General features: G+C 70.9%; 19 protein-coding genes. 13 read left to right on the top strand and 6 right to left on the bottom strand.

All coding sequences use genetic code 11. The features are described 5' to 3' along the window. Nucleotides 1-10: 10 nt before the first annotated feature. On the top strand, nucleotides 11-136 hold the full coding sequence (locus tag ABZS69_RS26495) for a hypothetical protein (protein ID WP_355377204.1): 126 nt from the start codon (nucleotides 11-13) through the stop codon (nucleotides 134-136). A gap of 75 nt (nucleotides 137-211) precedes the next feature. Here the strand turns inward: ABZS69_RS26495 and ABZS69_RS26490 are convergent, their stop codons facing one another. From ABZS69_RS26490 to ABZS69_RS26470, 5 genes are all read right to left on the bottom strand, one after another. Further along, complete coding sequence (locus tag ABZS69_RS26490; protein ID WP_355377202.1) at nucleotides 212-1,759, bottom strand: DUF4038 domain-containing protein; 1,548 nt, start codon at nucleotides 1,757-1,759, stop codon at nucleotides 212-214. Beyond that, entirely contained in the window at nucleotides 1,759-2,751 is a 993-nt protein-coding gene (locus ABZS69_RS26485) for a sugar phosphate isomerase/epimerase family protein (protein WP_355377200.1), read from the bottom strand. The genes ABZS69_RS26490 and ABZS69_RS26485 overlap by 1 nt, the downstream gene beginning before the upstream one ends. A 13-nt stretch (nucleotides 2,752-2,764) precedes the next feature. Continuing rightward, nucleotides 2,765-3,604, bottom strand: coding sequence for a carbohydrate ABC transporter permease (locus tag ABZS69_RS26480; protein WP_355377198.1), 840 nt, complete (start codon nucleotides 3,602-3,604; stop codon nucleotides 2,765-2,767). Beyond that, nucleotides 3,601-4,542, bottom strand: a complete 942-nt coding sequence (locus tag ABZS69_RS26475; protein ID WP_355377339.1) for a sugar ABC transporter permease — start codon at nucleotides 4,540-4,542, stop codon at nucleotides 3,601-3,603. The genes ABZS69_RS26480 and ABZS69_RS26475 overlap by 4 nt, the downstream gene beginning before the upstream one ends. A 72-nt stretch (nucleotides 4,543-4,614) precedes the next feature. After that, entirely contained in the window at nucleotides 4,615-5,892 is a 1,278-nt protein-coding gene (locus ABZS69_RS26470; RefSeq protein ID WP_355377196.1) for an ABC transporter substrate-binding protein, read from the bottom strand. Nucleotides 5,893-6,098: 206 nt separating this feature from the next. Between ABZS69_RS26470 and ABZS69_RS26465 the strand changes: the two genes are divergently transcribed. The 9 genes from ABZS69_RS26465 (at nucleotide 6,099) to ABZS69_RS26425 (ending at nucleotide 15,012) form a co-directional block, all read left to right on the top strand. Beyond that, the gene (locus ABZS69_RS26465) at nucleotides 6,099-6,986 is read left to right on the top strand and encodes a transketolase (RefSeq protein WP_355377194.1); all 888 of its coding nucleotides are present in this window, start codon (nucleotides 6,099-6,101) and stop codon (nucleotides 6,984-6,986) included. Further along, nucleotides 6,983-7,936 carry a transketolase C-terminal domain-containing protein gene (locus tag ABZS69_RS26460; protein WP_355377192.1) on the top strand — a complete coding sequence of 318 codons (954 nt, stop codon included), beginning with the start codon at nucleotides 6,983-6,985 and terminating at the stop codon, nucleotides 7,934-7,936. Before ABZS69_RS26465 ends, ABZS69_RS26460 begins: the two co-directional genes overlap by 4 nt. Beyond that, entirely contained in the window at nucleotides 7,929-9,380 is a 1,452-nt protein-coding gene (locus ABZS69_RS26455; protein WP_355377190.1) for an FGGY family carbohydrate kinase, read from the top strand. Before ABZS69_RS26460 ends, ABZS69_RS26455 begins: the two co-directional genes overlap by 8 nt. 14 nt (nucleotides 9,381-9,394) lie before the next feature. Further along, on the top strand, nucleotides 9,395-10,039 hold the full coding sequence (locus ABZS69_RS26450) for a DUF2291 domain-containing protein (protein ID WP_355377188.1): 645 nt from the start codon (nucleotides 9,395-9,397) through the stop codon (nucleotides 10,037-10,039). Beyond that, complete coding sequence (locus ABZS69_RS26445) at nucleotides 10,036-11,586, top strand: sugar ABC transporter ATP-binding protein (protein WP_355377186.1); 1,551 nt, start codon at nucleotides 10,036-10,038, stop codon at nucleotides 11,584-11,586. Before ABZS69_RS26450 ends, ABZS69_RS26445 begins: the two co-directional genes overlap by 4 nt. Continuing rightward, nucleotides 11,583-12,665 carry an ABC transporter permease gene (locus ABZS69_RS26440; protein WP_355377184.1) on the top strand — a complete coding sequence of 361 codons (1,083 nt, stop codon included), beginning with the start codon at nucleotides 11,583-11,585 and terminating at the stop codon, nucleotides 12,663-12,665. Before ABZS69_RS26445 ends, ABZS69_RS26440 begins: the two co-directional genes overlap by 4 nt. Nucleotides 12,666-12,681: 16 nt before the next feature. Next, entirely contained in the window at nucleotides 12,682-13,674 is a 993-nt protein-coding gene (locus ABZS69_RS26435) for a D-ribose ABC transporter substrate-binding protein (protein WP_355377182.1), read from the top strand. Between the two features lie 74 nt (nucleotides 13,675-13,748). Continuing rightward, nucleotides 13,749-14,723, top strand: a complete 975-nt coding sequence (locus tag ABZS69_RS26430; protein WP_355377180.1) for a sugar-binding transcriptional regulator — start codon at nucleotides 13,749-13,751, stop codon at nucleotides 14,721-14,723. Nucleotides 14,724-14,763: 40 nt separating this feature from the next. Next, nucleotides 14,764-15,012: a cell division protein CrgA gene (locus ABZS69_RS26425; RefSeq protein ID WP_355377178.1), complete on the top strand. Its 249-nt coding sequence runs from the start codon at nucleotides 14,764-14,766 to the stop codon at nucleotides 15,010-15,012. Nucleotides 15,013-15,077: 65 nt separating this feature from the next. Here the strand turns inward: ABZS69_RS26425 and ABZS69_RS26420 are convergent, their stop codons facing one another. Next, nucleotides 15,078-15,464 (bottom strand): DoxX family protein, encoded by a 387-nt coding sequence (locus ABZS69_RS26420; RefSeq protein WP_355377176.1) that lies wholly within the window; start codon nucleotides 15,462-15,464, stop codon nucleotides 15,078-15,080. A gap of 169 nt (nucleotides 15,465-15,633) precedes the next feature. Here ABZS69_RS26420 and trpB point away from each other — a divergent pair, with 169 nt between their 5' ends. Genes trpB through ABZS69_RS26405 form a run of 3 tightly spaced genes read left to right on the top strand, consistent with a single transcriptional unit; the run spans nucleotide 15,634 to nucleotide 18,373 of the window. Next, a complete protein-coding gene (gene trpB, locus ABZS69_RS26415; protein ID WP_355377175.1) occupies nucleotides 15,634-16,827 on the top strand; it encodes a tryptophan synthase subunit beta in 1,194 nt (397 codons plus the stop codon). Next, nucleotides 16,824-17,660, top strand: coding sequence for a tryptophan synthase subunit alpha (trpA, locus tag ABZS69_RS26410; RefSeq protein WP_355377173.1), 837 nt, complete (start codon nucleotides 16,824-16,826; stop codon nucleotides 17,658-17,660). The genes trpB and trpA overlap by 4 nt, the downstream gene beginning before the upstream one ends. Further along, the gene (locus ABZS69_RS26405) at nucleotides 17,618-18,373 is read left to right on the top strand and encodes a GntR family transcriptional regulator (protein ID WP_355377171.1); all 756 of its coding nucleotides are present in this window, start codon (nucleotides 17,618-17,620) and stop codon (nucleotides 18,371-18,373) included. Before trpA ends, ABZS69_RS26405 begins: the two co-directional genes overlap by 43 nt. The last annotated feature ends 75 nt before the right edge of the window (nucleotides 18,374-18,448 follow it).

Here is an 18,448-nt window from a genome sequence, read left to right as displayed (position 1 = left end):
AGGTAGAGAGTTGTCCGAGTTCCTGGCCTCCCTGCTCGCCAAGGCCGCCATGATGCTCCTTGAGGCGCTGCTCGCTCGGTTCGTCCAGAGCCTCGCAGCGTCGATCTTCACCCCGGCCGGTCTCCGGCTCGTCTGAGCGTCCCTTCAGCAAGACGTCGGCCCACTCCGCGCATGGTCAACCATGCACGGAGTGGGATCTACACCCGATGGGTCATTCGTCGCAGAAGATGACCACGCGGGCCACGTGTCGCTCGTCCTCGACGGCTTCGCCGGGGCCGCGCCGGCCGCTCGCGACGACCTGGCCCGTGCGCGGGTCGACGACGCGATAGGCGGTCGGCAGCCCGTCCTCACGCGTCGGGCGCAGCGCGCCGCCGTTCTCCTGGTAGATCACCTGCAGGCGGCCGGGCACCCGCAGGGCGCGCGGGCTGATGAACGTCTCCCAGTCCGGCTCCATGTCGGTCGTGGGCAGGCCGTCAAGGATCTTGCCGAGCAGCCCGACATAGGCAGAGCCCTCGAAGTCGAGGGATTCGCGCCAGCCGCCGGACGGCGCCAGGAAGTACGGCGCGTGTCCGGGCTCGTCGTCGTGTAGCTTCCACTGCCAGATGTTCGCGGCACCGTAGACGACGCCCATGGCCCCGCCCGCGCACAGGTTGCTCCACGCCTCGTGGCCCTGCCACCAGCCGGCGGCGTTGGTGACGCTGCGGGTCTGCTCGTAGGTGGGCTCGCCGTTGGCGACGGCCTTGACGGGCGTGTCGCGCCGCATGACCGCGACCCGCTCGGGGACGTGCTCGCCGCCGTGGCCGGTCTGGCACCACTGGAAGTCCAGCCAGTCGGCGTCCTGGCAGGCCCGGTTGTCGGCGTGCGGGCGGTAGTGGATGCCGGTGGGCTGGGCGTAGCAGTCCCAGGCGTGGACCTCGGCGCCGCCGGCCGCGATCTGCGGCTCGCGGCCGGAGCCGTCGGCGCCGACGAGGTAGATCGCGGGGCGGGCGCCGTAGCGGGCCACCAGGTAGCGGCAGTAGCGGGCGTACTCCTCGGGAGGTACGACCGTGCCGGCCACGTCGAGCCCCTTCCAGCCGAAGCCCTGGAAGACCGGCTGGAGCACCGGCACGATCTCGTGCTCCGCGAGGATGTCCAGGAGCCGGTCCAGGTACTGGAAGTAGGCGGGGTTGAGGGCGTTGACGTGCCCCGTGGGCAGGTCCTCGAAGGCCACGTCGAAGCCCTCGTCGGCGGAGCGGTCGCGTGGGCCGACGGCGCGCATGTCGGGCTGGACCGACATCAGCAGCACCGCGTTGAAGCCCTTGGCCTGCCGGTCGGCCGCGTAGACGCGGACCTGCTCCTCGGTGGCCCGCCAGGGCAGGCCCCAGGCGGTGTCGGCGACCATGATCGCCGGAGTGCCGTCGGCGTGGACGAGGCTGCGCCCGCCCGGCGACATCGTCCAGAAGCCGTGCCGCCGGAACCGGTGCGCGGGCGGCTCGACGGCCTCGACCTCGATGATCCCGGACGCCCCGCGAAGCCCGCGGTCGTCGAGGGAGGCGTCGGTGCTCCAGTGCCAGCGGCCGTGCGCCAGCGGCGAGCTGAACCGGACCCGCCAGGTGCGCCCGCCGTCGTAGAACGCGGGCCGGCGCAGGGACAGCCCGGAGTCGTGGGTGAAGTCGGCCCACACCTCGACGGCGGTGTAGGCGTCGGGGAGGTCGGCCGAGGCGGTGAGGGTGATCTCCACCTCGCGCCAGGCTCCCCCGACGCGCGTCACGTCGCCCATCAGCCGTCCACCTGGGCGCTGAGCAGCGCCTTCCGTGCGATGCGCTGCGCGGCCAGGGCGTCCTGGCGGGCCTGCGCCTCGGCGAGGGCGTCCACGTCGAGGACCCGCAGGGCCCGCCAGATCGTCCGCATGACCTCGATGCCGGCGCGGGCGGCCTCCACCGAGTCCTCGCGGAAGGGGAACTGGTCGAGCTGCCAGACGCCCTGCCAGCCGGCCTGGCGCAGGGTGTGGAAGAACTCGAAGGTCTCGACGAGGTGGATGGAGCCGACGACCATGTCGTCGTCCCAACCCCGGAAGTTGTCGTTGACGTCGATGGCGTAGAGCCGGTCGTGTTCGAGGATCAGCTGGGCCGCGTCGGCCGGGGACTCCAGGCCGTACAGGGAGTGGCCGAAGTCCAGCAGGATGCCGACGTTGGGCACGTCCATCTTCTCGATGGCCAGCAGGGTGCGGGCGGCCGAGGAGAAGGTCATCCGGTTACGCGGCTCGCGCGGCTTGTACTCGATGGCGAAGCGCAGGTCGGGGTGGCGCTGGGCCAGCTCCCGCACGGCGTCGATGGACAACTGCCACAACGCCTTGTAGTCGGCCTGGAAGGGGTAGTCCCAGCCGTCCTGGCCGGGCCAGAGCTTGACGTAGTCGCAGCCGAGGCGGCGGGCCAGGTCGGCGGACTCGCTGACCAGCTCGATGGCGTCGCGCCGGACGGCGGGGTCGGGGTTGGTGAAGCCGCCGCGGGCGAACTTCCTGGTGTAGATCTCCGGCGTCAGCGCGATCGCCCGCAGCCCGTTGGCCTTCAGCCGGTCCTCCAGCTGGTCCACGTCGAGGTCGGCGGGGTTGAACGGGTAGTTGATGTCGACCACGGACAGGCTGCCGACCTGGCCGGCGCGGTCGATCGCCTCCAGCGTGGAGACGGGCGGGCCGTACCCGTCCGTGGCGTAGCGGTCGCGGAACTGCCCGAAGTGCCAGAGCCCGGCGCCGAACAGTGGTTCTGCTGCCATGCGGAATGGTCTCCTATCCCTTGATCGCGCCGGCGAGGGCGCCTTGTGTGAAGAAGCGCTGGAACATCAGATAAACGATGAGGACCGGGAGGATGGACATGATGATGAAGGCGTTGAGCTGCCCGTAGTTGGAGGCGAACTGCGACTGGAAGGCCTGCAGCGCCAGCGGCACCGTACGCGCGTCCTGGTCCTGCAGCAGCACCAGGGCCATCCCGTACTCGTTCCAGGTGGCGACGAAGTCCAGGATGAACAGGGCGGCCAGGGCGGGCTTGGCCAGCGGCAGGATCACCCCGACGAACAGCCGCCAGTTCCCCGAGCCGTCGATGCGGGCGGCCTCGTCGAGCTCGCGGGGCAGCGAGCGGAAGAACCCGTACAGGAAGAACACCTGGGACGGGATGCCGAAGGCCAGGTAGGGCAGGATGATCCCGTTCGTGGAGTTCAGCAGCCCCATGCTGGACAGCGTGGTGAACATCGGGGCGATGGCGACCTGCACCGGCACCATCGCGCCCAGGGTGATCACGATGAGCAGCATCCGGTGCCGCTTGAAGCGCAGCCGCGCGATCGCGAACGCCGCCGCGGCCGAGACCATCAGGCCGAGCGGCACCTTGATGAGCGCGATGTAGGCGCTGTTCTTCACCACGGTCCACAGCTCGCCCCGCTCGGCGGCGGCGGAGTAGTTGTCCCAGCGCCACACCTCCGGCAGCGCCCAGACCGAGGAGCGGGTGATGTCGGCGGTGGACTTCAGCGAGGTCAGCACCATGAAGGCGAACGGCGCGAGCCAGATCAGCGCGGTGACGACCAGCGCGATCCACAGCCCGATGAGCGGGTAGTTGAACCGGCGGACAGCGGTCATCGCTCGTCCTCCTTCAAGGTCCACAGCAGGTACGGCAGGACGAGCGCCAAGGTGATCACGAGCAGGACGACGGCCAGCGCGTTGCCCCCTCCGAAGTTGTGGTTGATGAACGACTGGCTGTAGGACCACAGGGCCAGCACCTGGCTCGACTGGGCCGGACCGCCGTTGGTCATACCCACGATGAGGTCGAACACCTTGAGCGAGCTGATGACGGTGAGCACCAGGACGACGGTGAAGGTGGGCCGCAGCGCCGGGAGGGTGACGTTCCTGAAGGTCTGCCAGGCGGAGGCGCCGTCCAGCTTGGCCGCCTCGACGAGATCGGCCGGCACCGTCTGCAGCCCGGCCAGGAACAGCACCATGGAGAAGCCCGTCGTCTGCCAGACGAAGGCGACGAAGACGGAGTAGAGGGCGATCTGCGGGTCGCCGAGCCAGTCCTGGATCCACGACGACAGGCCGAGGGACGTCAACGTGCTGTTGACCAGACCGGAGTTCGGGTTGTACATCCACGTCCACATGGTCGCCACGGCGATCGAGGCCAGCACCGCGGGGATGTAGAACGCCGAGCGCATCAGGTTGCGGCCGAGGAGCCGGTGGTTGAGGGCCAGGGCGAGCAGCAGGGCGAGCACCGTGGGCACGATGAGCGAGAGCACCACCCACATGACGCTGTTGCGCAGGGCGGTGTGGAAGACCGTGTCGTTGGTGAAGATGTCCTGGTAGTTCGCCAGTCCCGCCCAGATCTGCGGCACGGTGGGGAAGCCGTTCCACCGCACGAAGCTGAGGTAGATCGCCGAGACGATGGGGAACAGCAGGAAGATCCCGTAGAGCGCCAGCGCGGGCGCCAGGAACGGCAGCGCGCCCAGGAAGGGCAGGCTGCGGCGTGGCGTGCGGGGGCGGTGCGAGGGGTGGGTGGGTCGTGACGTGGTGGGGGCGGTGGACACGGTGGCCAAGGCCGCTCCTCCTCGGTTGATCGGACCGGCCGGAGGGACGATCCCCCGGCCGGTCACGGCTGGTCAGTCCTTGTGGGTGTCGATGAACTTCTGCAGCAACGCGCCCGCCTCCTTGGGGGCGATCGAGCCGCTGGTGACCCCGTTCTGGATGCGCCAGTACTCGGTCGTCACGTCGGTGGGGAAGTTCTGGTCGTTGTTGAGGAAGAAGCCCTTGGCCTTGCCGGTCAGCTCGGCGATCTGCGTGTTGATCGGCGCGAGCGGGTTGGCCCCCTTGGTGTCCTTGTTCACCGGGACCGAGGAGAAGACGCCCAGGTACTTGCCCTCCACGGCGGCGGAGGTGAAGAAGTCCAGGAACTTGGCGGCCTCGTCCGGATGCTTGCTCGACTTGCTGATGTACATGCCCTCGGAGAAGCCGTAGAGCCGGTCGGTGCCGGTCGGCATCGGGAAGACGCCCACGTTGTTCTGGTCGTCGCCGGCGTCGATGTTCTGCTGGGTGAACCAGTCTCCCTCAAGCTGCATGGCCGACTTGCCCGAGTGGAACATCGCGCCCGCCTCGGCCACCGGCAGGCCGGCGAAGCCCTTGTTGAAGTAGTTGTCCGACCACTGCTTGAGCTGCTCGAAGGACTTGTCCACGCACGGCTGGCCAGCCCAGCTCGTCGCGCGGGTGTTGAGCTTGTCGCCCAGCTCGGCGCCGCAGTTGGTCTCGATGAACGTGTCCAGCAGCCGCATGACGTGCCAGTTGTCCTTGCCACCCATGGTGATCGGGGTGAGCCCGGCGTCCTTGAGCTTCTGCGCCGCCGTGGCCCACTCCTGGTACGTGGTGGGAGGCGCGCTGATGCCCGCCTTGGCGAACTGGTCCTTGTGGTAGTAGACGACCTCGGTGCGCTGCGTCCAGGGCACGCCGTGGTAGCCGCCGTACTGCGTGTAGGCCTTCAGGGTCGACGGGTTGAACCGGTCGGCCCACTTGTACTGCTGGTAGTACTTGCTCAGGTCGAGGCTCACGCCCGACTTGACCAGCTCGCCGCCGAGGCCGGGGCCGGCCCAGTTGTAGTAGATGTCCGGGCCGGAGCTACTGCCGGCCGTCGTCCGCAGCGCGTCCTTGTGCGCATCCACCGCGCGGTACTGAAGATCTACCTTGATGTTCGGGTTCTGCTTCTCGAAGTCGCCGATAATCGACTTGAACGCGGCACCTGCCGACTCCGCGTTCTGCGTGACCATCCACCAGCTCAGCTTGACCTGCCCCCCGCTGGTCGCACTGGTGTTGTCCTCGACTCGGCCGCTGCAGGCGGCCAGGAGCAGCGCAGATGCTGCCAGCACTGCCGCTTTGCCTGGGGTCTTCATTGCCATCTCCAGAGGGCTGGAGGCGATTGAATAGCTATTCAATAGCGCCTGTCTATTCGAGCGGAATGTAACGTCGGCGACATACAGCCGTCAAGAAGCAGGCGAGCCGCACACTTCCGCACCTCATTGACATGAACGCGATCCCGGCCTTAGCTTCAAAATATGCCTAGTCATATCGGAATAGATATTCAAGTCGTGGCCCGGTGATGATGTTGCTTGCTGCCGATCCGACGCGTTCGGCCGTCTATCGCCAGGCGACCGAACGGATTCGCCGGGCCGACCGGCACACCGCGGCCGCGGAGCTGGACCAGTTGGCCACAGAGGTGCGCCGGAGCATCATCCGCATGATCGACCGTGCCCAGATGGGGCACGTCGGCGGTGACCTGTCCGTCACCGACATCCTGGTCACCTGCTTCTACGGCGTGCTGTCCGTCGATCCGGAACGCCCGCACTGGAGCGGGCGCGACCGTTTCGTGCTCAGCAAGGGGCACTGCGCGGCCGCCCTGTACTCGACCCTCGCCCACTGCGGCTTCTTCCCCACGACCGAGCTGGACACCTTCATGGCCCCGCTGTCGGCGCTCAACGGTCATCCCAACCGCATCAAGGTCCCGGGCATCGAGACCAACACCGGCGCGCTCGGGCACGGCCTGCCCGTGGCCACCGGGTGCGCGCTGGCCGCCAAGCTCGACGGCGCGGACTGGCGCACGTTCGTGGTGCTCGGTGACGGGGAGTTGCAGGAGGGCAGCAACTGGGAGGCGGCCATGGCCGCCGCCCACCACGGCCTGTCGTCGCTGACCGCCGTCATCGACCGCAACCGGCTGCAGCAGGGCGCCAGGACGGAGGACACCAACGCCCTGGGCGCGCTGGACGACAAATGGCGCAGCTTCGGCTGGGAGGTACGCGAGGTCGACGGCCACGACCACCTCGCCCTCCTGCAGGCGATGAGCGGCTCGTCCACCGGCCGGCCGGTGGCCGTCATCGCCCACACGATCAAGGGGAAGGGAGTGTCGTTCATGGAGGACCGGGTTGAGTGGCACCACAAGGTGCCCAGCCCCGACCAGGTCGAAGCGGCCCTCGCGGAGCTGGCCCGATGACCCTGACCGACCAGCAGACCGCCTTCGACTGCCGCCAGGACTTCGCCGCGGAGCTCCTGGCCCTGGCCGCGGAGGACGAGCGGATCGTGGCCGTCTGCAACGACTCCGTGGGCTCCAGCAACCTCGTCGGCTTCCGGGAACGGTTCCCCGACCGGCTGATCAACGTCGGCATCGCCGAGCAGGACCTCGTCGGGGTGGGCGCGGGGCTGGCCAACGCCGGCAAGATCCCCTTCGTGTGCGCGGCGGCGCCGTTCCTCACGGGCCGCGCCCTGGAGCAGATCAAGGCCGACGTCGCCTACAGCGAGGCGCACGTCGTGCTCTGCGGGCAGAGCCCGGGCATGGCCTATGGCGAGCTCGGCCCCACCCACCACTCGATCGAGGACCTGTCCTGGATGCGCGCGGTCGCCGGGCTCGACGTGATCGTCCCGGCCGACTCCGTCCAGACCCGCGCCGCCGTCCGCTGGGCGGCGGCCTCCGGCAGGCCCAGCTACGTGCGCATCCCGCGGTTCAAGGTGCCCGTGGTCACGCCGGAGGGTGCGCCCTTCGAGCCGCGCAGGGCGGTGCTGCTCGCCGACGGCGACGACGCCACCGTGATCGCCATCGGCTCGCTGACCTCGCGCGCGCTGCAGGCGGCCGCCCGGCTCCGCGAGGAGGGCATCTACCTGCGGGTCCTCAACATGCCCTTCCTCGACCCGCTGGACGAGGACGCCGTCGAGGCCGCCGCGCGGGAGACCCGCGGCATCGTCACCGCCGAGGAGGCCACCATCAGCGGCGGGCTCGGCGCGGCCGTCGCCGCCACCGTCGTCACCCGCCACCCCGTCCCCATGCGCATCCTCGGCGTGCCCCGCGTGTTCGCCCCCACCGGCGACACCGCCTTCCTGCTCGACCACTTCGGCCTGTCCGCCGACGGCATCGTCAGCGCCGTCAAGGACCTGCTGCGCCATGGCTAGCCCGCTCATCCTGGCCATCGACCAGGGCACCAGCTCCACCAAGGCGCTGCTCGTGGACGAGGCCGGCCGGGTCGTCTCCCGCGCCGTCGTGCCGGTCGCCGAGGCCCAGCCCCGCCCCGGCTGGGTCGAGCAGTCGGCCGACGAGCTGTGGCAGAGCGTGCGGCGGGCGGTCGCCGACTGTGTCAGCCCCGAGCTGGCCGCCCGGGTCGCCGGCGTGGGGTTCAGCAACCAGCGGGAGTCGCTGGTGCTGTGGGAGCGCCGCACCGGCGAGCCGGTCGGGCCGCTGATCAGCTGGCAGGACCAGCGCACCGCCGCCCAGTGCCGCGAGCTGGCCGCCACCGGGGCCGCCGGCCTGGTGCGGTCGGTGAGCGGGATGCCGCTGGACCCGATGTTCTCCGCGCTCAAGGCCCGCTGGCTGCTCGACGCGTACGATCCGGACCGGCGCCGCGGCCGGGCGGGAGAGCTGTGCCTGGGCACCGTCGACTCCTGGCTGCTCAGCCGGCTGGGCGGGGAGCACGTCATCGAGGTCGGCAACGCCTCGCGCACCCAGCTGCTCGACGTCGGGACCGGGGACTGGGACCCGCGGCTGCTGGAGCTGTTCGGGGTGCCGGCCGAGGTGCTGCCACGGGTGGTCGCCTCCTGCGGCGCCTTCCCCGCCGTCCGCGACCTCGCGCCGCTGCCCGACGGGGTGCCGGTGCTGGCGGTCATGGGCGACTCGCACGCGGCGATGTTCGCCCACGCCGGCTGGCGGCCCGGCGTGGTGAAGGCCACGTACGGCACCGGCTCCTCCGTGATGGCCATCGGCGACTGCGGTGAGGCCCCCGGGCTGTGCCGCAGCATCGCCTGGGACGTCGGCGGCAGGGTGCTGGGCGTCGAGGGCAACATCCGGGCGACCGGGCGCACGGTCAGCTGGCTCGCGGAGCTGTTCGGCGTACGCACCGAGGAGCTGCTGTCCGAGGCCGCGGACACCGGCCCGGACGGCGTGCACTTCGTGCCGGCCTTCGGCGGGCTCGGCGCCCCGTGGTGGGAGCCGGACGCCACCCCCGTCGTGACCGGCCTGACGCTGGGCACCCGGCGCGGCCAGCTCGTCGCCGCCGCCCTGGAGGCCGTCGCCTTCCAGGTCGAGGACGTCGTGACGGCCATCGAACGGGCCGTCGGCCGGGTGAGCGTGCTCATGGCCGACGGCGGGCTCACCCGCAGCGACCGGATGATGCGACTGCAGGCCGACCTCGGCGGACGCGCCGTCGCCCGCTCCGGCGAGCACGACCTGTCGTGCCTCGGCGTGGCCGACGCCGCCGGGCTCGCGGCCAAGCTGTGGACGCTCGACGAGCTGGAACGGCGCCCGCGGCCCGCCGACCGGTTCGAGCCCGCCCTGGCCGAGACCGACCGCGCGGCCAGGAAGGCCGCCTGGCACGAGGCCGTGCGCAGATCCCAGCCCTCCTGAGAAGGGAACACCACATGACAGCAACGGCGCCGACCCCCCATCGGCGCGTCCCGATCCGCTGGATCACCGCCGCCGCCGTCGCCGTGCTGATCGTCCTCATGGCCGTCAGCACCGAGTACCGGACGGCCGAGACCGCGGCCGCGGCGGCACCGAAGAAGTTCGACCCGGCCGCGTTCGGCGCCCAGAACTACGAGGCCAAGATCGTGCCCGCCGTCAAGAGCGCCGCCGTCGACCTGCCCGTCCTGCTCGACGCCCTGGCCGCCGACAAGGACGCCGCGAGCCAGAAGTACGGCAAGCGCCAGGGCACCGGCCCCTACACCTTCGCCGTCAAGGTGACCGGCGAGGCCGGCGCGGCCAGGTCCGGGCTGCTCCCCGTCACCGTCAAGGGCCTGCCGGACGGCACCCGCGTCTCCGTGCAGATCGGCCCCGCCATCAACGGCACCGCGCTGCGCGACGCGGTGGGATTCATCACGTTCGGCCAGTTCACCAACCAGGTGGAGTACGCCGACGCCGCCACCGCCCTGAACAACCAGCTGCGCGAAAAACTGCTCAAAGGGCTGGACGCGGCGGCACTGGAAGGCAAGCAGATCTCCGTCACCGGGGCGTTCACCCTGCTGACGCCGCAGACGGTGACGATCACCCCGGTGGCGATCTCATGACCGCGCCTACTTCCGACCCGGTCCTGCGGGCCTGCGAGGTCACCAAGGTGTACGGCGGCACGCACGCCCTCAAGGGCGTCGACTTCGCCGTCGCGCCCGGCCGCGTGACCGCGCTGTTCGGCGAGAACGGCGCCGGCAAGTCGACCCTGATGAAGATCCTGGCCGGGATCGAGCGGCCCACCACCGGCGACGTCGAGCTGGACGGGCGGCCCGTGCGGCTGCGCTCCTCCCGCGACGCGGCCGACCAGGGCATCTCGATCATCCACCAGGAGCTCAGCCTCTGCCCCAACCTCAGCATCCAGGACAACCTGTTCCTGGCCCGCGAGGTCCGCACCGCGTACGGCTCCATCGACCGCAAGGCGCAGCGCGCGGCCACGGCCGCGGTCCTGCACCGGCTGGAGGAGGACGTCGACCCCGACCGGCTCGTCGGCGACCTGCGCCTCGGCCAGCAGCAGCTGGTGGAGATCGCCCGCGCCCTGCTGCAACAGGCCCGCGTCCTCATCATGGACGAACCCACCTCGGCCCTGACGGCGCCCGAGGTCGACGTGCTCTTCCGGGTGATCAGGGAGCTGACCGCCGCAGGAGTCGCCGTCGTCTACATCTCCCACCACCTGGACGAGGCGCTGGAGATCGCCGACGACGTCGTGGTGCTGCGCGACGGACGGCTGGTCGCCACGGCCCAGGCAGGCCCAGGCCGACAACAGGTCGACATCCGCTGGATCGTCGAGCAGATGGTCGGCCGCGACCAGGACACGCTGTTCCCCAGCCGCGAGCCGGTGCTCGGCGAGGAGGCGCTGGGCGTCCGAGGGCTCACCGTGGCCGACCCGGCCGTTCCCGACCGGCTGGCCGTGAACGGGCTGTCGCTCAGCGTGCGCGCGGGCGAGATCGTCGGCATCTACGGGCTGATGGGCTCCGGGCGCACCGAGTTACTGGAGACACTGGCGGGCCGCCTGCGGCCGTCCTCCGGCGAGGTGCTGCTGGACGGGGCGCCCCTGCACGAGGGCGGTATCCGCGACCGCATCGGGCGGGGCGTGGTGCTGGTGCCCGAGGACCGCCAGCGTGACGGCCTCGTGCAGACCATGTCGGTCGGGCAGAACCTGTCGCTGGCCGCGCTCGGAACGTTCGTCCGCGGCCTGTTCGTCTCCCAGGAGCGCGAGCGCGCCGCCGTCACCCGCACCATCGCCGACGTCACCGTCAAGACCAGCGGCGCCCAGGCGGCCATCGGATCGCTGAGCGGCGGCAACCAGCAGAAAGTGATCATCGGCAAGGCGCTGCTGACCGGGCCGCGCGTCCTGCTGCTGGACGAGCCGTCCCGCGGCGTGGACGTGGGCGCCAAGGCCGACATCTTCGAGCTGATGGCGGCCCAGGCCAGGCGGGGCCTGGCCGTGCTGTTCACCACATCCGACGCCGAAGAGGCCCTGCACATCCCCGACCGGCTGCTCGTGCTCGCCCGCGGCGCCCTCGTCGGCGAGTTTCGGCGCGGCGAGCTGACCCGGGAGGAACTGATGCGCGTGTCCGACGGCGGAACTCAGGACGGTTCGTCATGACGGCGACGGCGACGACCGCGGCCCCGGAGCAGGCCGCCACCCGGGCCCGCCGCCTCTCGCTGCTGAACGTGGCCTTCGAGCTGCGCGCCTTCATCGCGCTCGCCGTGCTCATCGTGATCTTCGGCGTGCTGTCGGACTCCTTCCTCACCGTCCCGAACCTGATCACGATGACCAAGCACGTCGCCATCAACGGCGTGATCGCGCTCGGCATGCTGCTGGTGATCCTCAAGGGCGGCATCGACCTGTCCGTCGGCTCCATCGTGGGCCTGTCCGGCGTGGTCGCCGGCGAGCTCCTGCAGGGTCTGCACGTCGGCGGCGTGATCGCCTACCCGCCCGTGTGGGTGGTGATCGTGCTGTGCGTCTCGGTCGGCATGGCGATCGGGCTGCTCAACGGGATCCTCGTCACCCGCTTCAACGTGGCGCCGTTCATCGCCACGCTCGGCATGCTGTACGTGGCCCGCGGCGCGGCGATGCTCATCTCCAACGGCGCCACCTACCCCAACCTGGGCGGCAACCCGGCGCTCGGCAACACCGGCTTCGAGCTGCTCGGCAGCGGGCGCCCGCTCGGCCTGCCCACCTCCATCTGGATCATGATCCTGCTGGCCGTGGCGGCGGTGCTGCTGCTGGCCAAGTCCCCGTTCGGCCGCTGGCTCTACGCCACCGGCGGCAACGAGCGGGCCGCCGACCTGTCGGGCGTGCCGATCCGGCGGGTCAAGACCATCGTGTACGTGATCTCCGGGGCCTGCGCGGCGGTCGCCGGGCTCATCATCGCCTCGGAGCTCACCTCGGCCGCCCCGCAGGCCGGGGAGACGTACGAGCTCAACGCCATCGCGGCGGTGGTCATCGGAGGCGCCGCGCTCAGCGGCGGCCGGGGCACCGTGCGCGGCACCCTGGTCGGCGCGTTCGTCATCGGGTTCCTCGCCGACGGCCTGGTGATCCTGGGCGTGTCGACGTTCTGGCAGATCCTCATCAAGGGCGCGGTCATCATCCTCGCTGTGATGCTCGACCAGGGCCAGCAGCGATTCAAGCGACGGGGAGCCGCCGCGGCGGCGGTCGCCGCCAGCAAGAAGCAAGACTGAACCACAAGGAGACAGCATGCCCCCCACCCGCATTGTCACTTTGGCCCTGTCCGTCCTGCTCGGCTGCACCACGCTGACCGCCTGCGGCGGCGGCGACCAGCCCGCGACCACCGCGACGGCGGGCAGCGGCAGCGCCGCGGCCGGCGGCGGCCTGATCGCGATCATCACCCCGTCGCACGACAACCCGTTCTTCAAGGCCGAGGCAGAGGCGGCCAAGGCCCAGGCCGAAAAGCTCGGCTACCAGACGTCCGTGGCCTCCCACGACGACGACCCGAACAAGCAGAGCGAGCTGATCGACGCCGCCATCTCCCGCCAGGCCAAGGCGATCATCCTGGACAACGCGGGCGCCGACGCCTCCATCGGGCCGGTCCGCAAGGCCGCGCAGGGCGGCATCCCGGTCTTCCTGATCGACCGGGAGATCAACGCCACCGGCATCGCCAAGGCCCAGATCGTCTCCAACAACTCCCAGGGCGCCCAGCTGGTCGCGCAGTCGTTCGTGGAGGCCATGAAGAGCAAGGGCAACTACGTCGAGCTGGTCGGCAAGGAGTCCGACACCAACGCCAGCGTCCGATCCAAGGGCTTCGCCGACGTGATCTCCCAGTATCCGGACCTGAAGTCGGTGGCCAAGGAGAGCGCCAACTGGGACCAGCAGGAGGCGTTCACCAAGATGGAGACCATCATCCAGAAGAGCCGTGACATCCAGGGCGTCATCGCCGGCAACGACACCATGGCCCTGGGCGCGGTCGCGGCGCTGAAGGCCGCCGGCCTGCTGAAGAAGGTCGTGGTCGTCGGCTTCGACGGCAGCCCCGACGCCATCGCCGCCATCAAGGCGGGCGAGATGCACGCCACCGGGCTGCAGCCCGCCGCGCTCGGCGCGACCAGCGCCGTGGACCAGGCCGACCAGTTCATCAAGACCGGTAAGACGGGCAAGGACGAGAAGCAGTCCATCGACTGCGAGCTCGTCACGGCCGACAACGCCGACGAGTTCGGGGTGTTCGCCAGGAAGTGACCCTGCCGGACGTCTGCACCACGCCGGCTCGGACAATAGGCTTCATTCAGGAGTGAATAGAAAGGCGGTGCGCGGTGGTCCAGAACGCGGAACGTAGGCGCGACACGACCAAGGATCACCTGCGACTCCTGGCCCGGGTGGCGCGCATGTACCACGAGCAGAACATGCGCCAGCCCGAGATCGCCGCCACGCTCAACATCTCACAGCCCCGCGTGTCCCGCCTCCTCAAGGAGGCGGTCACGCGGGGCATGGTCCGCACGGTGGTCACGCTCCCCGAAGGGGTGCACACCGAGCTGGAGGAGGAGCTGCAGCGCCGGTACGGGCTGCGCGACGCCGTGGTCGTGGACATCGAGGACTACCAGGACGACGTGATCCCGCCGCTGGCCTCCGCGGCGGCGGCCTACCTCGGCGTCACCTTCACCGGCGGGGACGTGATCGGCATCTCCTCCTGGAGCGAGACCCTGCTGGCCACGGTCGAGCGCCTGCCGCAGAAGAACTCCCAGGTCGCCGACCGGGTGATCCAGCTGGTCGGCGGGGTCGGCAGCCCGGAGGCTCAGGTGCACGCCACCCGGCTCGTCGCCCGCCTGGCCAACCTCACCTACGCCCGGCCGGTCTTCGTGCCCCTGCCCGGCGTCGTCGCGACCACCGCGATCCGCGACGCGCTGCTGGAGGACCCCAGCGTGAAGGACGTGCAGGCGCAGTGGCACGACCTGACCGTCGTGCTGGTGGGCATCGGCAGCCTGGAGCCCTCCCCGCTGCTGCTCAGCAGCGGCAACGCGGTCAGCCAGGCCGACCAGGAGGAGCTGCGCGGGCTCGGCGCCGTCGGCGACGTCTGCCTGCACTTCTTCGACTCCACGGGCAAACCCGTCGACTCGGGCTTCGACCAGCGCGTCATCGGCATCGACGCGCCGACCTTCCGCGCCGTCGAACGGCGGGTCGGGGTCGCGGGCGGCATGCGCAAGCTCTCCGCCATCAAGGCCGCGATCGAGGGCGGCTGGGTCAACGTCCTCATCACCGATCTGACGATCGCCCGCCTGCTCTGCGCCTGATCTGGTTACGCTGGATCCATCCGAACAGGAGTGATGCCCGGTGTCCGATCAGCAGGCTCGCGAAGCATCGACCAACCGCCTGGCCCGCCGCCTGGCCGCGGCGATGGGCGTCTCCTGGTTCGTCGGCGCGGCGTGGATCGTCCTGTTCTACCTGGACCCCGCCCTCCCGCTCCTGGCCGACCTGGGCAACTGGAACCTGCTGGCCGGGTTCGCCCTCTTCCTGCTGGGCGCGGCGTTCGCCCTGGCCCTGCTGGTGACGGTGATCGTACGGTCGGGCCGCCGCCCCTAGGCGGGACCGCCGAGGTCGAGGCCCACCGCGCTCCCCACGCGACGCCGGATCCGTAGCCCGCTCCTTCAGCTCGCGGCGTGCAGCACCAGCGCCGGGTCCAAGGCCAGCGTGGCCACCGCCGCCCCGAGAAACCCGAGCGCCAGGAAGAACATCGGCGAGAAGTCGCTGACGCGCAGGTGGGTGTAGAGGGCGCAGACGAAGTAGAGGACGAGGCCGGCCGCGGCGGCCGTGCCGATCAGCGGCACGCCGAGGAGCCCTAGCGCCAGCCCGAGCGCGCCCGCAGCCTTGAGCGCGCCGATCGGGAATACCAGCCACGATTCGGGCACTCCCGCCGTCTTCAGGGCGGGGCCGAGGGTCCGCATGATCGGTTCGAGCCGGGTCATGGCGGCGAAGCCCGAGAACGTGTTGGCGGCGATGGTCACGAGGGCGGTGACGACATAGGCGGTGGTCAAGAGAGCTCCTTGGAAAGCGGCGGCAGCCGTGCACCCCCTGAGAGCCCTCGACGCCGCCGAGTGTGACATCACGGTCGCCGCTCTGCTGGGTGCCCTAGCGCTTCTCGCGCACCCTGTGCCAAACTCACAGTTATAGAACTCTCGTCAGAGTTATAGAGGAGTGAGGCACATGAAAGCAGAGGTCCTGGCGACGCGGCCAGGCGTGATGGAGGACCCCGGCGCGCTGGGCAGGTTCGGGGACTACGGCGGGCTGTACGTGCCGGAGTCGCTGGTCGCGGCCTGCCGGCAGGTGGAGGCGGCCTTCCGGGAGGCCCGGACCGACCCGGCGTTCCGCGAGAGCCTCGCGGAGGCGCTGACCCTGTACGTGGGGCGGCCCACGCCGCTGACCCCGGCCCGGCGGCTGTCCGCGGAGCTCGGCGTGACCCTGCTGCTCAAGCGGGAGGATCTCACCCACACCGGCTCCCACAAGATCAACAACGTGGTGGGCCAGGCGCTGCTGGCCCGCCGGATGGGCCGCACCAGCCTGATCGCCGAGACCGGCGCGGGCCAGCACGGCGTGGCCGTCGCGACCGCCGCCGCCCTGCTGGGGCTGCGGGCGACCGTGTTCATGGGCGAACGGGACGTCGAGCGGCAGTCGCTGAACGTCTTCCGGATGCGGATGCTGGGCGCCGAGGTCGTACCGGTCGGCACCGGCAGCCGCACCCTCAAGGACGCCACCAGCGAGGCGTTGCGCCACTGGGTGGGGGTCACCGACGAGGCGTACTACTGCGTCGGCTCGGTCATCGGGCCCAACCCGTACCCGTGGATGGTGCGCGAGTTCCAGCGGGTCATCGGCGACGAGGCGCGCGAGCAGTGCGCCGGGGCGCTCGCCAGCGCCGTGCCCGACTATGTCGTGGCCTGCGTGGGAGGCGGCTCCAACGCGGCGGGCACGTTCGCCGGCTTCGTCGGCACCACCGCCCGGCTCGTCGGCGTCGAGGCGGAGGGCGGCGCGGGGGCGGCCAGGGGCACGCTGGGCGTGCTGCACGGCTTCCGCTCGCTGTTCCTCCAGGACGACCACGGGCAGATCACCGAGGCGCACTCCATCGCGGCCGGCCTCGACTACCCCGGGGTCGGGCCGGAGCACGCCCACCTGCGCGATCTCGGCAGGGCGCGCTATGTCACGGTCTCCGACGAGGAGGTGGTGGCCGCGGCGGTGCGGCTGGCCCGCGCCGAGGGCATCGTGCCCGCGCTGGAGTCGGCGCACGCGGTCGCGTGGGTGCTCCGCGCGGCGCGTACGGGCGAGCTGCCGCCGGGTGCGACGGTTCTGCTCACCCTGTCCGGCAGGGGCGACAAGGACATCTCGACCCTGAAGGAGCTGGTATGAGTACCGGACTGCTCGAAAGGCCGCTGCGCGACCGGCGCGACGGCGGTCACAAGCTGCTCATGCCGTACGTGACCGGCGGCATCGCCCCCGGCTGGACCGGCTACCTGCGGGCGTTCGCCGCCGCCGGCGCGGACGCGATCGAGCTCGGCCTGCCGTTCTCCGACCCCACGCTCGACGGCGCCACCATCCAGGAGGCGTCGGACGCGGCGCTGGCCCGGGGCACGACGGTGGACGGCATCCTGGCCGAGGTCGCCGAGCTGCGCCTGGACGTGCCGCTGGTCGCCAGCACCTACTACAACCTGGTGCTGCGCGACGGGCCCACGGCGTTCTGCCGGGCGCTGCGCCGGGCGGGGATCGCCGGGCTCATCGTGCCCGACCTGCCGCTGGACGAAGCCGGCGAGCTGGCCGACGCGGCGGCGGCCACCGGCGTCGACCTGGCGCTGCTCGCCTCCCCGGTGACGCCGCAGCCGCGGCTGGACGAGATCTCGCGCCGCAGCCGGGGCTTCGTCTACGCCGTCTCGGTGATGGGCACCACCGGCGAGCGGACCGCGCTCGCGGAGTCCGCCGCGGCCCTCACCGAACGGATCAAGCAGGGCAGCGACCGGCCGGTCTTGCTAGGATTTGGCATTTCCACGCCCGAGCAGGCCGTGGAAGCCACCCGGCGCGCCGACGGTGTCGTCATCGGTGCCGCGATCATGCGCCGGATCCTCGACGGGGCGGGGCCGGACGACGTCGGCGCCTACCTGACGGGGCTGCGGCGGGCCCTTGACCAGGAGCGTGACGAAAGACCATGGCCCGTGACGCCGGACACGAAGCGAGGTACCGCGCCATAGCCGCCGACCTCGCGGCGAAGATCCGGGCGGGACATTACGCCCCCGGCGCGGCGCTGCCGTCCCAACGCGAGCTGAGCGCCTCGTACGGGGTCACCCTCATGACGCTGCGCCAGGCGCTCCGGCAGCTCAGCGACGAGGGGCTGATCGTGCAGCAGGCCGGCCGGGGCACGTTCGTGTCCCCGCCGCACCTGGCCTACCAGCTGGGCTCCCTGCGGAGCCTCGCCGACGACCTCAGGAAACAGGGCCACGAGATCCGCACCGTCGTGCTCGGCCGCTCGGTGCGCCGGGTGCCGGCCCGCATCGCCGCCCAGTTGCGCACGGCTCCCGGCGAGACCGCGCTGCGGCTGGAGCGGGTGCGCGAGTTCGCCGGCCGCCCGGCGATCCACCAGGTCTCCTGGATCCGCCGGCCGGCCGCCGAGCAGATCCGCGATCGGGACTTCACCGCCACCTCCCTCTACGGCGCCCTCGCCGACTGCGGGGTGGCCGTGGCGCGTGCCTCGGAGAAGATCCGGCCCGGCCTGCTCGACCCGGCCGTCGCACCCCACCTCGGGGAGCCTGCCGGCAGCCCGGTCTTCGTCAGCGAGCGGATCACGTACGCGCTCGACGCCACCGCGCTGGTCGCCGACCACGCCACGATCCTGGGCAGCATGATGGAGATCCGCACAGAACGGGCCGCCACCGGCCTCTCCCTCACCTGGGGCGCGAGCACCTGACCCAACCCGCAAGCCCGCTCAGGTAGATCTTGGTCAATGTTTTCGATCTACGTCGGCGCAGGTCAGCGTGTCAGC

It is taken from the genome of Nonomuraea sp. NPDC005650 (genome assembly GCF_040605375.1).
GTDB lineage: Bacteria > Actinomycetota > Actinomycetes > Streptosporangiales > Streptosporangiaceae > Nonomuraea.
Note: the sequence above shows the minus strand (reverse complement) of the source record. Positions and strands in the feature narration are given on the sequence as shown.